Source organism: Nocardia cyriacigeorgica (assembly GCF_010858045.1).
GTDB classification, from domain to species: Bacteria; Actinomycetota; Actinomycetes; order Mycobacteriales; family Mycobacteriaceae; genus Nocardia; species Nocardia cyriacigeorgica_E.
Genome location: NZ_JAAGVC010000003.1, coordinates 111,628 through 123,733, shown reverse-complemented (window position 1 = coordinate 123,733; position 12,106 = coordinate 111,628). Strand labels below are relative to the sequence as shown.

Here is a 12,106-nt window from a genome sequence, read left to right as displayed (position 1 = left end):
TGTGGTGGGTTCGTTATGACGCGTATGGGTGAGCCGTGGTTCGACGAGGCGGCGGGTCCGCTGGTGCGGCCCTATGCGGTGACGCGTGGGCGCACGATGGGCGCCGCACACGATCTGGACATGCTCACCGCGGTCGTCGCGGCGCGTCCCGCACCGACCATGCGGCGTGTCGAACCCGAATACGCGCAGATCGTCGCGGAGTGTGTGCAGCCGCGATCGGTGGCAGAGGTGGCGGCCACCTTGAAACTGCCACTGGCAGTGACCAAGATTCTCGTCGGAGATCTGATCGGTGACGGGCACCTGATCTTCCGGGCTCCGGTGCAACCGGAGGCCGGGCCCGGCGACCTCAACGTATTGCGAGCGGTACTGGATGGAATCCGAAAAATTTGACCCTGCCCGGCTCGACCCGAACGGGGTGCCGCATCTGGCTGCCTCGGTGAAGGTTCTCATCGCGGGCGGATTCGGTGTCGGCAAAACGACACTCGTCTCCGCCCTGAGCGAGATCACGCCGCTGCGCACCGAAGAGATGATCACCGAGATGAGCGCCGGGGTCGATGACCTGTCCGGTGTCGAATCCAAGACCACCACCACGGTGGCACTGGATTTCGGCCGGATCACCATCGACAGCGATCTCGTGCTGTACCTGTTCGGTACGCCGGGACAGGACCGGTTCTGGTTCCTGTGGGATGAGCTGGCCCGCGGCGCGCTGGGCGCGGTGGTGCTCGCCGACACCCGCAGGCTCGGCAACTCCTTCGCCGCGATCGACTACTTCGAACGCCGCAAACTACCGTTCCTGGTGGGCGTCAACTGTTTCGACGGCGCACCCCGCTACACCACCGACGAGGTCCGCGACGCCCTGGACCTCGACCCGGAGACCCCGGTGATGCTGTGCGACGCCCGTGACCGCGTCTCGTCGAAGAACGTCCTGCTCAGCCTGATCGAACACCTCATCGACCGGGCCACCCGAGCCCACGTCACCACCTGACCGCCGCCCGGGAGGGCAGGCGGTGCGCCGCGGCAGCGCGGTGCGGCAGATCGGCCCGTCGCCGGGCAGACTGCGGCGGTTCGGATCGCGGAGGGAAGCCCGCGGCGGTTCGGCCCGCGCAAGGCGGCCCGCAGCGGCTCAGCCCGCAGCGGGACTCGGCCCGCACACGACCGCCCGCAGCGGTTCGGCCCGCACTGAGCTCCGGGCGACGGCTCGTCCGCAGCGGGCAGCCCGCCGCGGGCAGACGGCACGGTCAGAACGGGGAGTTCGCGCGAACACCGGTGCGGCGCAAGGTCAGTTGGTGTGGCGTTCGGTGGCGAGGTGATGGCCGCGGATACCGTCGACGGTGAGGTCGTCGAGGCAGCCGGTGAGGCGGCGTTCGGTATGCGGGCCGAGGGCCGGTTCGAGGACAACGGTCCAGCGGGTGCCGTCGTTGGATGGACCCGCGACCAGGCGGACGTGGTTGGCGATGCTGGCGCATTCCTCCCACAATCGCAGCGCCGCAGCGGGACCCGGGGTCCGCGCGCGGGCGTCGAAATGGATGATGGTGCGGCTACCCGCTGCCCCGCTGTCGGTTTCGAACTTCATGCTCGTCGCCATCGCGGACAGGCCCGCGCCGGTGACGATCGCCAGCAGCGCGAGCACCAGCACCCGGCGCACGGCTCACCACCGTGCGCCGGTCAGCGGCCCGCGCAGCAACCGCAGACGATCCGGCGGCGGGGTCAGGAACCCGGCCTCGGGCAGCCGCAGCCGCTCCAGGCCGGTGAGGATGCGGCGTTCGGCCGCCGGGCCCGCGGTCAACCGGGCGAGACGCTCGACCAGCCACGCCACTCCGGTCAGCAGGACACCACCGGCGAGCAGCACCGGAACGAACACCCCGAGCCGGTCCGGCCGGGCCAGCCAGGCGAAGCCGACCCGCGATTGCGGTACCGCCGCGTGCACGATGCGGGCCGTGCTGTCGTGGTCGGCACGGCTGCGTTCGCCGCCGTCACCGAGTTCACGCTGGATTGCGCGCAACCGCTTGGTCAGCACCATCGCCACCAAGGCGATCTCGGCCGCGATGAACAGCGTGGCGGTGAGAATCGCCCGATTCCACTCCCAGCGATACAGGTACACGAAAACATAGGTGCCGGTGGCGATCAGCGAAGCGACCGCCAGCAACATCCCGAGACCACGCGCGTTCATCCCCGGCCCTCCTGTTCCACGCACACCCGCACCTGGCCGGTGCGCCCGTCGAGTTCGACGACCGCGCCGTCCGGCAGCCGCCTGGTCGCCTCCGGATAGCCGACCACCACCGGCACACCCTGCTCGCGCGCCAGGATCGCGACATGGCTGAGCGGGCTGCCGGTTTCGGCGATCAGCCCGGCCAGCCGCGGCACGACCACCGCCAGCCGCGGATCCAGATGCCGCACCACCAGCACCGAACCCTCCGGCGGCCGGTCGCCCATATGGACGATGCCGCGTCCGGACCCGCCGCCCGCCCCGACACCGCAGTCGCCGGTTTCCGGTGCGCCGCCCACCGGGACCGGCCAGCCGTCCTCGGCGAGCCGGAACCGCGTCGGCAGCTGGACGACGGCCCGGGTGGGCGATTCATCGGCCGCGGGCTGTCCGCCCTCCGCGGCGAGGGGCCCGGGCGCGTCCACGCGCGCGGCACCTGCGGTCTCGCCGGCATCGATGCCATACGCCGCGCCCTCACCCGCATCGGCCCGACGCAGCGGCGTGCGGCCGGTGACGGCGACGAGGTCGTCGAAGCTGAGCAGGGCCACCGATTCCACCGAGTCCAGGGCGCCCTCGGCCGCGAGGCGGGTGCCCAGTTCCCAGGCCGCGCGGGCGCCGAGTTCCTGCACCCAGCGGGCCCGTAGCCGCAAGGCTTCCCGCGCCAGCGCCAGGGCACCGGGGTCGAACTCCGTGATCGGTGCGTAGGCCTGATCGAGATCCGGTGGCGCGGTGCGGGGTCCGATGCGTGGCGGGGTCAGCGCCAACACCACCGGGTATTCCTCGATGACGCGGTCGGCGGCCATGCCCGCGGCCCGCGCCTCGGTGAGGGCGGCGAGCGCCATCGCTGCCGCGGTGGGAGCGGATTCGCGGGGGCTTGCCAGCATGCCGGCCAGTGCCTCGTATCCGTGCAGCGCGGTCAATGCCGTGCGGGAGTTGTCCAGGACGGCCAGCAGTTGGGTGCGGCTCAACTCCGTCGGCGGCGGTACCGCGGCGAGATCGGTGTCCGCCCGTTCGCAGATCCGCTGGGCGAGTGCGGGCATCGCGGCAGCGAGACGTCCCACCCGCATCGCGGCACCCAGTTTCCGGGCACCGGGACGCGGATCGAGCACACCGAGCAGCCGGCGCCGCGGCCGCTCCACGCCGAGCAGTTCCAGGTCGGCGACGGCGACGCCGAGGACCGCGGTGGCGACCGGCGACTCCCGGATGCGGCGCGCCGGTGCGGAGCCGGTCAGTTCCAGGGCCACCCGCAATCCCTCGGCCAGCGGCGTCAGCCACAGGTCCTGTTCGAGCGGGCGCAGCGGATCGGGAAAGGTTTCGGCCAGCGGGCCGGGGCCGAGCACCGGGCCGGTGACGCGGCCGTGCAGCGTCGTGATCGGCCGGGCCTGGAGCAGTCGGACGTTTCCCGCGGCGTCGACCGCCCATTCGATGTCCTGCGGGCCGCCGAACATGCGCTCGGCGCGCAACGCCATCCGGATCACCTTGCGGCGCACCGACCCCGGCAGGCCGGGCGCGTCGTGCGCGACGACCCGCCGCACGCGTCCCGATCGGGTGAGCAGTGCCGTCCATCCGTCCTCGGCGCCGCTGACCACCGCGTCCGGTCCGCCGCGTACCGCGGTGATCATCATCCGGTCGGTGCGCCCGGTGACCGGGTCCGCCGTGAATACCACTCCGCCCCAGCTCGCCGCCAGGAACGGCTGCACCAGCACCGCCATCGCCGCACCGCCCGCGGCGTCGGTGGCCGCGGGGGTGCCTGCGGAGGCCAGCACCTCGTCGACGGCCTCCCGGAAGCGCGGCCAGCCGCGCACGCCGAGCACCGAGGTGAACATGCCCGCCATGGATCGTTCGGCACCGTCCTCCGCGACCGAGGACGACCGCACCACGAGCGGTCGGGCACCGCCATCGGACAGCTTGCGCCACAACAGTTCCGGCGAATGCTGTGGCTCGGACCAGGCCGTGGTCAGCACGAACCCGTCGAGAACCGGCAGCCCCATGGCAGCGGCCTCGGCGAGGGCGGCGGCCTTGGCGCCGGTCAGGTCCGCGTCGCGAGCGCGCGGATCGGCGAGTGTGACGATGCCGGGGCGGGTCGGGGCGGTAATGAGGGTCATCGGGGGCACCCTTCGAGATGGAAACGACGTTGTTTCGATCGGGCCCGTCCGGTGCGGTCAGCTCCGCGTGGGATCGGGCACGCACCGCGGGGGCGCTGGAGCGGCGCAGTGCTGAATCGGCATCGACGCCAGGGGTCCGGCCACAACGACCTCCTAAGAGGAGATGATTCCTCCGCTTACTTGAATTCCAGTGTTGCGCCCCGGCCCCCCGGCGTCAAGGAAGGAACGTTCGTTTTGCAGTCGCGCAGGTCACGACCGGCGAGGCTGGAGCTCACGTGCCATCCAGGGTAGGATGCCGCGGCCTCCACCAGAGTTGCTCGCACACAACGTTATTCATCGGCAACGCCCTCGCGATCGCCATGTTCACGCAGGCGCCGCCGCCACCGGCACCCTCGCCCCGAGAGTTCGGGGCTGCCCCCGCCGCGCGGACCCGCCGATACTGACGGCACCTCGATTCGAACGGAGCCGTCATGGTCCTCACCCGAGCCTGCGTCGCAGTCCTCGTCACCGCCGCCCTCGCCACCGGAGTGGGCATGGCCGCCCCGGCGGCGACCGCCGCGCCCACCGGCTCCGCCGACTCCGGTTCGGCGACCTACGCGCGCGACTTCGTGCAGTTGATCGTCTGCTTCTTCCGCGGTGAACTCGTGGGCTCGAAAGCGCCGCTCTGCTGATCGGCGGCGCGCGCCGTCAGATCAGTGCAGGAGCCCGGCGTCGGCCAGTTCGTCGAACAACAGCTGATCCACCGGCGGCACCAGCTCACGGTCGCCGTAGCCGAACCAGGCGAGCGCCTCGATCTCACTGCTCGGGGTGGGCGTGCCGCGATATTCGGCGGTGTAGCAGCTCATCCGCACCGAGAAGGCGCCGTCGGCGGCCTCGTACACCCCGACGTGGACGGCGGTCTCGGGCAGCAGGGCGACGGTCAGTTCCTCTGCGACCTCGCGCACCAGGGTCTGCAGATCGGATTCGCCGTGCTCGCGCTTGCCGCCCGGGATATAGAAGACATCTTTGCCGCGCGGCCGTGCGCACAGGATCTTGCCGTCCTCGATGCGCACCCACGCCACCGTATCGATGAGTTCGGTCACCAGCCCGTCGGTCACCGTCGCAGCCTATCGGCCCGGTGCCGATGACACCGGGCCGACAGGTCGTTCAGCGGCTGAGTCGCTGGAACCGGCGCACCGCCAGGGGCAGGAAGATCGCCGTGATGAGGATCGGCCACACCATCGCCATCAGCACCGCGCGCTGTTCGATCCAGGAATCGCCCGCCCCCACGGGGGTGCCGAACAGTTCCCGGCTGGCGGCCACGGTAGAGGAGATCGGGTTCCATGCCGCGATCACGCCGAGCCAGTCCGGCATCAGCTGGGGTGCGACGAAGATCGAGGAGATCATCGTCAGCGGGAAGGCGACCGCGAACAGCCCGCCCGCGGCCTCCGGGTTCGGCACCAGCAGCCCGAGCCACACGCCGACCCAGATCAGCGCGAACCGCAGCCACAGCAGCAGCAGGAAGGCCGCGATCACGCCGAGTATCCCGCCCTCGGGCCGCCAGCCGATGACCAGCGCGGTGAGCATCAGGATGGTCAACTCGGCGCAGGCCACCAGCAGATCGGTGACACCGCGACCCGACACCACCGCCGACGGCGACATGGGCATCGAGCGGAAACGATCGATCACACCGTTGGTGGCGTCGTAGACCATCACGGTCGCGGTATTGATGAAGCCGAAGGCCATCGTCATCGCGAACATGCCCGGCATCAGGAAGCTGCGATAGTCGCCGCCGCCCGGCACCGTCATCGCCGAACCGAACACGTAGCCGTAGAGCAGCACCGACAGGATCGGAAAGCCCAGCTGCCAGGCGATATTCACCGGCTGACGCTGGTAGTGGGTGAGCCCGCGGCGCACCACGTTCCAGCAGTCGGCCACCACCCAGTAGCCGCGCGAGCGAGCGCGCACAGGCGCGAGATCAGCGGTCGCGCTCATGCCGCCACCTCCTCGGCCGCGGCCCGATGGCCGGTCAGCTGCAGGAACACATCATCGAGGCTGGGCCTGCGTAAACCGATGTCCTCCACCGTGATTCCCTGGTCCTGGAGCGTGCGCGCCACCTCGGTGAGTGCGGCGACGCGGTCGGTGACGGGTGCGTGCACGCGGCGTTCGGCGTCGTCGAGGTCCGGTTCGCCGACGCAGACCCTGGCCACCACCTTCGCCACGGCGGGCAGGTCGGCGATATCGGCGGCCACCACTTCGATGAGGTCGGCGCCGACGGTGTTCTTCAACCCGTCCGGGGTGTCGTCGGCGATGGCCCGCCCGGCATCGACCACGGTGATGCGGGAGGCGAGCTTATCGGCCTCCTCGAGATACTGGGTGGTCAGCAGCACGGTCGTGCCGTCGGCGACGAGTGCCCGCACCGACTCCCACACCTCACCGCGACTGCGTGGATCGAGACCGGTGGTGGGCTCGTCGAGGAACAGCACATCCGGCGCGAGGATCATCGACGCGGCCAGGTCGAGCCTGCGCCGCATGCCGCCGCTGTACTTGCCGACCCCGCGATCGGCGGCCTCGACCAGATCGAAACGCTCGAGCAGTTCGGTCGCGCGGCTGCGGGCGCGACGGGCGCCCAGGTGGAACAGCCTGCCGAACATCTCCAGGTTCTGCCGGCCGGTCAACACTTCGTCGACGGCCGCGTACTGCCCGGTCAGCCCGATCCGGGAGCGCACCTCGCGCGGGTGGCGCGCGACATCGAGTCCGGCCACCGTCGCCCGGCCGCCGTCGAGCCGGATCAGCGTCGACAGAATCCGCACCGCGGTGGTCTTGCCGGCACCGTTGGGCCCGAGCAAGCCGTGCACGGTCCCGCGACGCACCGTCAGATCGAATCCATCGAGCGCGTGCTTGTCCCCGTATCTCTTCCTCAAACCCTCGGCCATCACGGCGTATTCGCTCACACAACCCTCCGTACCCAGCAGAACGAATCGGAACTGGGTACATCGTACCCTAATACGAGTACGATGTACCCAGTTAATTTTCGGGGCCCGATCCGGGCGATAGGGTGACGACCATGGCGAGCACGGAGACCAGCGGCAGCGGCGACATCAACCGCACGCTCGAACTGCTGTGGGACACCGGTCCCCGGCCGAGCCGAGGGCCGAAGCCGGGTTTGACCCTGGACCGCATCGTCGAGGCCGCTGTGCAGGTGGCCGACGCCGAGGGCCTCGAGGCCGTGACCATGCGGCGGGTCGCCACCGAATTGGGCACCGGCACCATGACGCTGTATCGCTATCTGCCGGGCAAGGCCGAGCTGCTCGACCTCATGCTCGACCGGGTTCAACGTCCCGATCACGACGTGACGGCCGCCGACGGCTGGCGGGCCGCGCTCGAGCAGGTCGCCCACGGGACGCTGGCGCTGTATCGCCGCCACCCCTGGCTGCTCTACGTCAACCAGGCGCGCCCGATCATGGGCCCCGGCGCTGTGGAGAGCATGGAGGTGGTGCTGTCGGCGATCAAGCCGATGGGATTGACCGATGTCGAACTGATCTCGGTGATCGTCATGATCGACAACTTCGTCGTCGGCGCCGCCCGCGCCGAGGTCTTCCAGCAGGAGGCCTTGCGCACCACCGGCATGACCGACGCGGAGTTCTGGCAGGCGCAGCTGCCGATGCTGGAACGAGCGATGAACAGTGGGCGGTATCCGATCATGGCCGGTCTCGAGGAGAACGCCTTCGATCAGGACTTCGATCACTTCGGGTTCGGGTTGCGGCGCATCCTGGACGGGCTGGCGGACCTGGTCGCCGAACGCGGGCGCGGCTGATCGATTCCAGCGGTGGTCAGCTCGCCCGGATGGTGAGCCGATCCCGTCCGGTGGCCGCGGCCAGATGGGCAAGTGACTCGGCGAGTCCGACGCGGGGCACGGCGGCGCCGTCGAACATGGCGACGACGACCTCGTCCGCGTCGGCGAGTTCCCAGGTACCCGCGATCCGGCCGCGTGCGACCACGATGGGCGCGATCCAGCCGGCGGTCCGGCTCACCTTCGCCCGATGCTCGGCGGGGAGCAGTTGCGGGTCGCCGGTGCCGGGTCCGAGCACGTACTGGTCGAACGCGCCGAGCAATTGCACCGCATCGTCGGGTTCGGTGGCGGCGAGTTCGTCGGCGTGTTCGGTCAGGATGTAGGCGCGCCGGCCGTCGACGTCGACCTCGGTGAGCTCCTCCCCCAGATCGGCGAACCAGCCGCGCACCCTGGTCTTGCGGTGCGCGCCGCGGCTGAGCCAGGCATCGAACGCTTCGGGGGTGGCCGGGCCGTAGGCGCCGAGGTAGGCCGTGACCGCGGTGCGCGCGGCCGCGTCGACGTCGGTCACCGGCCGCCAGCCGGGCAGGGTGGACGGGCTGGTGAAACTCACCTTGGTGCCGCGTGCCGGACCGTGGCACAGCACTCCTTGCCAGGCCAGTGGTTTGAGCAAGGCGCCCCAGCCCGAACGCAATTCGGCTTCGTGCACCGCGAACGCGGGATCGGCGGCGATCTGCTCGACCAATTCCTCGCGGGTGAGGATCTGGGATTCGAGCAGTTCGCCGACCTTGTCCGCGAGCGCCGCGACCTGGGCGGGGGTGGCGCCGAAGGTGCGCTGCCAGGACGGCTTCTCCCAGGTCCGCGCGGCGGCGAGCAGGGTAAGGCAGGCAGCGGCGGTATCGGGTGTCATGGCGTGCAGGGTGCCCCGCATCGCCCAGGTCTTGATCAGCTCGCCCGCGGTGAGGGCGCGTGCGACGGCGCCGGTTTCCGGTGTGGTCGTGCGCAGCGCCGCCGCGAGTTCGGCCGAGGACGCCACCTGGGCTTGCAGCCCGCACAGTCGCGCCGCGATGCCGACCACGCCGACGGCCGCTCGCGGCCGCACGTACTGCCGCCGCAACCGCCACGCGAAGGCCTGGTCCCAGCTCACCTGCATCCGCTCATCCTTCTCCCACCGCCCGGCTTCCGGCCTGGCTCAGACCTTAACGGGCAGCACCGACATCTCACCGTCGTCAGCCGATGGTGCAGCCGGACGGGAAGGTTCGCTGCCGACGGCGGTTCAGAACACGCTCACGCACAACGCCACGCAGGCTGTCGCCGTCACCAGACCGCCGACGGTCGTCAGGATCACGCCGAGCAAGGCGGTCCTGGTGGTCGCCCGGCGCACCGCACCCGCAGGCGAAGCCAAGCGCTCGGCCCGCGCCAGCACCGCGGTACCCGCGGCGCCCAGCGCACCGGCCGGGGCGCTCGGGCCGGCGTCGACGATGGCGAGCAGCCCGCCGAGCAGCGGCTCACGTCCGTGTTCGCGTGCGGCGGCGTCATCGGCACACATTTCCAGCAACCGCGCGACCTCGGCCGATCCCTGCCGCAGCACGCTCAGGCGCGGCGCCATCGCGGCGATACCGGTGAGCGCGGCGCTCAACACACCATGCCTGCCGGACAGATGCGCGCGCTCGTGCGCCAGGACAGCGGCGAGCTGATCGTCGGTGAGCGCGGCCAGCGCACCGGTGGTGACCACGATGGTGTCCGGTCGTCCGGGGACGGCGTAGGCCTGCGGTTGCGGCGCGTCCAGCACGACGGCGGGAAGTCCCGGCATGCGGCGTCCGACCATGCGCACCGCCCTGGCGTGCGCGCGGGTCCGCCGGCGCATCCGCATCAGCATCCGCAGGCTCCGCCATCCCAGCACCCCGGCCGCCACGGCCACCAGGAGCGCGAGCGCGAAGGTGACCAGGCGGCCGGCCGGGTGGTCGTAGGGGTGCACGGGCATGCCGAACACCGCGTAACAAGCGCGGATGGCCTCATCGCAGTGGCGCCACACGGTGGCGTGTTCGACGACGAAGACGACGGCCGCCGCGGCCCACGCCACCAGCGCGCCCGCCACCGTCACCACCCACGCCAGCACACCGAGGCGAGGGGCGGTCCCGGCTCGGGTGAGCCGGCGCAGCACCGGCGGGCCCGCCACGGCCACCGCGGACCCGTACAGCAGCAGCGTCGACGTGATGCTCACGCGGGCCCGGGGGATTTGCGTGCGGTCAGTCGGCGCAGCGCGGCGCGCAGGCCCGCCGACTCTTCGTCACTGATCCGGTCGACGAAATGGCTGAGCACCAGATCGGAGCGACCACCCGAGCCCAGCGCCTCGAGCATCAACCGGGCGCTGTGTTCCTCCCGGGTGAGCGTCGGCCAGTATCGATAGGCCTTGCCCGCGCGTTCCCGGGCCAGCCAGCCCTTGCGATGCAGATTGTCCATCGTCGACATGACTGTCGTGTACGCGATATCGCGGGAGGCGCACAACTCCTCGTAAATGTCGCGGACGCTGGTCGTCTCGGTGTCCCGATCCCAGATCCGATCCATGATCACCGCTTCGAGATCACCGAACCCACGCACCGTGCCGACTCCCTCATCACTGGCCCGCAACCGTCTCATCGTGCGCTCAGCGTACTCGCCGACCACCATTGCTACGTACCCGAACCGTAGATCGGCAAACCCTGGGCAGCGAAACCTGTCGGACCCGCATGCGAACATATGTTCGTGTCCGATTCCGCGCCCACCTCCTCAGGACGGGCGGTCGAGCCCGCGGGCTCGCGCCGTCCGCGGATCGCCGCGCGCGCGGACGCCTCGATCCTGCACGCCGATCTGGACTCGTTCTACGCCTCGGTCGAACAACGCGACGATCCGACGCTGCGGGGCAGACCGGTGCTCGTCGGCGGGGGCGTGGTGCTCGCGGCCAGCTACGAAGCCAAGGCCCTCGGCGTACGGACTCCGATGAACTGCGGCCAAGCGCTGCGGTTGTGCCCGCAGGCGGTGGTGGTGCCGCCACGGATGTCGGCCTACGCCGAGGCCAGCACGGCGGTCTTCGAGATCTTCCGCGACACCACGCCCGTCGTGGAAGGCATCTCCATCGATGAGGCCTTCCTGGACGTGGCGGGTCTGCGCCGCATCGCCGGGCCGCCGCTGGGTATCGCCGAGCGGCTGCGCGCCCGGGTGCGCGCCGAGGTCGGGTTGCCGATCTCGGTGGGCATCGCCCGCACCAAATTCCTGGCGAAGGTGGCCAGCGCCGTCGCCAAACCCGATGGCCTTCGCCTGGTGGAACCCGATCGGGAACTGGAATTCCTGCATCCGTTGCCGGTCGAGCGGTTGTGGGGCGTCGGCGTGGTCACCGCGGCGACGCTGCACCAGCACGGCATCACCCGCGTCGGGCAGCTCGCCGAACTCGGTGAATCGGGCCTGCGGTCGATGCTCGGCCCCGCTGCCGCCCGGCACCTGTACGCGCTGTCGTGGGCCCGTGATCCGCGCCGGGTGGAAACCGGCAAACGCCGTCGCTCGATCGGCGCCCAGCGCGCCCTCGGCCGCCGCCCGCGCCCGCCCGAGGAACTCGCCGCCTACCTCGACGGCCTCGTCGACCGGCTGGGCCGGCGCCTGCGCGGCGCGCAACGCGTGACCCGAACAGTGGTGCTGCGCTTACGTTTCGACGATTTCACGCGCGCCACCCGTTCGCACACCCTCGCCGAGGCCACCGACGACACCGAAACCATCCGGTACGCCACTCGCATCCTGTTCACTGCCGCTCTGCCGCTGATCCAGGAACGTGGCATCACCCTGATCGGGTTGGCGCTGACCAACCTCGAGGATGCCGACGCCATCCAGTTGACGTTGCCCTTCGAGGGCCGTCCCACCGCACCATTGGACGCCGCCCTCGATGATCTGCGCCGCCGTTTCGGATCCGGCGCCGTCACCAGAGCCGCGCTACTCGGCCGCGGCGAAGGCCTGTCGGTGCCGCTGCTTCCCGACTAGATCCGCACCGCCGCCGCAGCG

General features: G+C 70.7%; 14 protein-coding genes. 5 read left to right on the top strand and 9 right to left on the bottom strand.

The genetic code is table 11. From position 1 onward, the window contains the following. Positions 1–15 precede the first annotated feature (15 nt). Both GV790_RS04490 and GV790_RS04485 read left to right on the top strand, forming a co-directional pair. Positions 16–390, top strand: a complete 375-nt coding sequence (locus GV790_RS04490; protein WP_036536933.1) for a DUF742 domain-containing protein — start codon at positions 16–18, stop codon at positions 388–390. Further along, positions 371–985 (top strand): GTP-binding protein, encoded by a 615-nt coding sequence (locus GV790_RS04485; protein WP_048833441.1) that lies wholly within the window; start codon positions 371–373, stop codon positions 983–985. Before GV790_RS04490 ends, GV790_RS04485 begins: the two co-directional genes overlap by 20 nt. Before the next feature lie 294 nt (positions 986–1,279). On the opposite strand, the gene GV790_RS04480 is transcribed toward GV790_RS04485, so the two are convergent. The 3 genes from GV790_RS04480 to GV790_RS04470 are packed head-to-tail and all read right to left on the bottom strand — an operon-like array spanning position 1,280 to position 4,308. Continuing rightward, positions 1,280–1,645 carry a hypothetical protein gene (locus GV790_RS04480; RefSeq protein ID WP_163810769.1) on the bottom strand — a complete coding sequence of 122 codons (366 nt, stop codon included), beginning with the start codon at positions 1,643–1,645 and terminating at the stop codon, positions 1,280–1,282. Positions 1,646–1,648: 3 nt separating this feature from the next. After that, positions 1,649–2,170: a hypothetical protein gene (locus GV790_RS04475; protein WP_163810767.1), complete on the bottom strand. Its 522-nt coding sequence runs from the start codon at positions 2,168–2,170 to the stop codon at positions 1,649–1,651. Then, complete coding sequence (locus GV790_RS04470) at positions 2,167–4,308, bottom strand: PEP/pyruvate-binding domain-containing protein (RefSeq protein ID WP_163810765.1); 2,142 nt, start codon at positions 4,306–4,308, stop codon at positions 2,167–2,169. The genes GV790_RS04475 and GV790_RS04470 overlap by 4 nt, the downstream gene beginning before the upstream one ends. Positions 4,309–4,778: 470 nt before the next feature. Between GV790_RS04470 and GV790_RS04465 the strand changes: the two genes are divergently transcribed. Beyond that, positions 4,779–4,979 carry a hypothetical protein gene (locus tag GV790_RS04465; RefSeq protein WP_163810763.1) on the top strand — a complete coding sequence of 67 codons (201 nt, stop codon included), beginning with the start codon at positions 4,779–4,781 and terminating at the stop codon, positions 4,977–4,979. A gap of 21 nt (positions 4,980–5,000) precedes the next feature. Here the strand turns inward: GV790_RS04465 and GV790_RS04460 are convergent, their stop codons facing one another. From GV790_RS04460 to GV790_RS04450, 3 genes are read right to left on the bottom strand one after another with little or no spacing between them, the layout of a single operon-like run. Next, positions 5,001–5,405, bottom strand: a complete 405-nt coding sequence (locus tag GV790_RS04460) for an NUDIX hydrolase (RefSeq protein WP_309138978.1) — start codon at positions 5,403–5,405, stop codon at positions 5,001–5,003. 49 nt (positions 5,406–5,454) lie between these two features. Next, complete coding sequence (locus GV790_RS04455) at positions 5,455–6,282, bottom strand: ABC transporter permease (RefSeq protein WP_163810761.1); 828 nt, start codon at positions 6,280–6,282, stop codon at positions 5,455–5,457. Further along, positions 6,279–7,223: an ATP-binding cassette domain-containing protein gene (locus GV790_RS04450; RefSeq protein ID WP_175585805.1), complete on the bottom strand. Its 945-nt coding sequence runs from the start codon at positions 7,221–7,223 to the stop codon at positions 6,279–6,281. The genes GV790_RS04455 and GV790_RS04450 overlap by 4 nt, the downstream gene beginning before the upstream one ends. Positions 7,224–7,354: 131 nt before the next feature. On the opposite strand from GV790_RS04450, the gene GV790_RS04445 reads away from it, so the two are divergent. Beyond that, positions 7,355–8,104, top strand: a complete 750-nt coding sequence (locus GV790_RS04445) for a TetR/AcrR family transcriptional regulator (protein WP_163810757.1) — start codon at positions 7,355–7,357, stop codon at positions 8,102–8,104. 16 nt (positions 8,105–8,120) lie between these two features. Here GV790_RS04445 and GV790_RS04440 read toward each other — a convergent pair whose 3' ends face one another. The 3 genes from GV790_RS04440 to GV790_RS04430 form a co-directional block, all read right to left on the bottom strand. Then, positions 8,121–9,230, bottom strand: coding sequence for a DNA glycosylase AlkZ-like family protein (locus tag GV790_RS04440; protein WP_163810755.1), 1,110 nt, complete (start codon positions 9,228–9,230; stop codon positions 8,121–8,123). 123 nt (positions 9,231–9,353) lie between these two features. Further along, complete coding sequence (locus GV790_RS31725) at positions 9,354–10,301, bottom strand: M56 family metallopeptidase (RefSeq protein WP_163810753.1); 948 nt, start codon at positions 10,299–10,301, stop codon at positions 9,354–9,356. After that, positions 10,298–10,717 carry a BlaI/MecI/CopY family transcriptional regulator gene (locus GV790_RS04430; protein ID WP_163810751.1) on the bottom strand — a complete coding sequence of 140 codons (420 nt, stop codon included), beginning with the start codon at positions 10,715–10,717 and terminating at the stop codon, positions 10,298–10,300. The genes GV790_RS31725 and GV790_RS04430 overlap by 4 nt, the downstream gene beginning before the upstream one ends. 99 nt (positions 10,718–10,816) lie before the next feature. Between GV790_RS04430 and dinB the strand changes: the two genes are divergently transcribed. Beyond that, a complete protein-coding gene (gene dinB, locus GV790_RS04425) occupies positions 10,817–12,085 on the top strand; it encodes a DNA polymerase IV (protein ID WP_178127544.1) in 1,269 nt (422 codons plus the stop codon). Positions 12,086–12,106 lie beyond the last annotated feature (21 nt).

What these genes read in the sequence shown, in the direction of transcription:
- GV790_RS04490 (WP_036536933.1), top strand. Translation starts at nt 16, where the DNA reads ATGACGCGTATGGGTGAGCCGTGGTTCGACGAGGCGGCGGGTCCGCTG.
- GV790_RS04485 (WP_048833441.1), top strand. Translation starts at nt 371, where the DNA reads ATGGAATCCGAAAAATTTGACCCTGCCCGGCTCGACCCGAACGGGGTG.
- GV790_RS04475 (WP_163810767.1), bottom strand. Translation starts at nt 2,170, where the DNA reads ATGAACGCGCGTGGTCTCGGGATGTTGCTGGCGGTCGCTTCGCTGATC.
- GV790_RS04470 (WP_163810765.1), bottom strand. Translation starts at nt 4,308, where the DNA reads ATGACCCTCATTACCGCCCCGACCCGCCCCGGCATCGTCACACTCGCC.
- GV790_RS04465 (WP_163810763.1), top strand. Translation starts at nt 4,779, where the DNA reads ATGGTCCTCACCCGAGCCTGCGTCGCAGTCCTCGTCACCGCCGCCCTC.
- GV790_RS04455 (WP_163810761.1), bottom strand. Translation starts at nt 6,282, where the DNA reads ATGAGCGCGACCGCTGATCTCGCGCCTGTGCGCGCTCGCTCGCGCGGC.
- GV790_RS04450 (WP_175585805.1), bottom strand. Translation starts at nt 7,223, where the DNA reads ATGGCCGAGGGTTTGAGGAAGAGATACGGGGACAAGCACGCGCTCGAT.
- GV790_RS04445 (WP_163810757.1), top strand. Translation starts at nt 7,355, where the DNA reads ATGGCGAGCACGGAGACCAGCGGCAGCGGCGACATCAACCGCACGCTC.
- GV790_RS04440 (WP_163810755.1), bottom strand. Translation starts at nt 9,230, where the DNA reads ATGCAGGTGAGCTGGGACCAGGCCTTCGCGTGGCGGTTGCGGCGGCAG.
- GV790_RS04430 (WP_163810751.1), bottom strand. Translation starts at nt 10,717, where the DNA reads ATGAGACGGTTGCGGGCCAGTGATGAGGGAGTCGGCACGGTGCGTGGG.
- dinB (WP_178127544.1), top strand. Translation starts at nt 10,817, where the DNA reads ATGTTCGTGTCCGATTCCGCGCCCACCTCCTCAGGACGGGCGGTCGAG.